Raw genomic sequence first — 537 nt, forward strand, 5'->3', positions numbered from 1 at the left:
CTGGTGGGGGTAGGCTTAATTGCCCTGGGGTATGCCCCTTGGGGTAATCCTTTTTACGGCGGCCTGGCCATGCCTATCCTTGCCCACCTAGCCCGCTTTACCCCCATGGCCGCCCTGATACTTTTTGCCCAACAACGACAATTAGACCCTGGCCTCTGGGACAGTACTTTTTTAGTGCCCGGGCCCCGTTGGCGTATTTGGCTTTATCTGCGTTTTCCCCTTTTACTTCCTGGTCTGTTGGCTGCTGCTGGGGTCGTCTTTGCCTTCAGTGCGGGGGAGTTGGGAGCAACATTGATTGTTATTCCTCCCGGCTATTCCACCTTGACCCTGCGGATTTATAACTATCTACACTACGGTGCTTCCGGGGAAGTGGCCCTTCTTTGTTTGTTCATGGTGGGGGGAGCGGCCATTGTCGGGGGATTCCTATCCATCGTTCTGCTGATGGGTTCATCTTTGCTGAGCAGGGGGAAAAAGTATGATCAGAGTTGAACAGGTGAGCAAAACCTATGGTTCCGTGGCGGTGTTACGGCAACTATG

At 53.8% G+C, this 537-nt stretch carries 1 pseudogene; it reads left to right on the forward strand.

The features are described 5' to 3' along the window. Positions 1-489, forward strand: a pseudogene (locus tag ODQ17_RS19150) (hypothetical protein); the annotation flags it as partial. Positions 490-537 lie beyond the last annotated feature (48 nt).

It is taken from the genome of Acinetobacter sp. IRS14 (assembly GCF_034650275.1).
Classification (GTDB): domain Bacteria; phylum Pseudomonadota; class Gammaproteobacteria; order Pseudomonadales; family Moraxellaceae; genus Acinetobacter; species Acinetobacter oleivorans.